Origin of the sequence: Stenotrophomonas sp. SrG (genome assembly GCF_050031795.1) — a bacterium.
Lineage (GTDB): Bacteria > Pseudomonadota > Gammaproteobacteria > Xanthomonadales > Xanthomonadaceae > Stenotrophomonas > Stenotrophomonas rhizophila_A.
In genome coordinates, this window is sequence record NZ_JBNBBE010001841.1 from 1 (window position 1) to 229 (window position 229).

Annotated in this window: 1 protein-coding gene; it reads left to right on the forward strand. The window is 65.5% G+C overall.

The features are described from left to right. Positions 1 to 15: 15 nt before the first annotated feature. Positions 16 to 229 (forward strand): DEAD/DEAH box helicase (locus ACQG3P_RS25575; protein WP_426806605.1); only part of this gene is annotated, 214 nt, incomplete at its 3' end.

A 229-nucleotide genomic window follows, 5' to 3' on the forward strand; every position in this document is an offset into this window, starting at 1 on the left:
TACCAAGACGGACACATGAGCGACAAACCGCTGACCGATTTGACCTTCTCCTCCTTCGAGCTGCATCCGGCCCTGCAGGCTGGCCTAGAAGGCGCTGGTTTTACCCGCTGCACCCCGATCCAGGCGCTGACCCTGCCCGTGGCACTGCCCGGCGGCTATGTCGCCGGCAAGGCCCAGTCCGGTACCGGCAAGACGCTGGCGTTCCTGGTGGCCGTGGTGAACCGGCTGA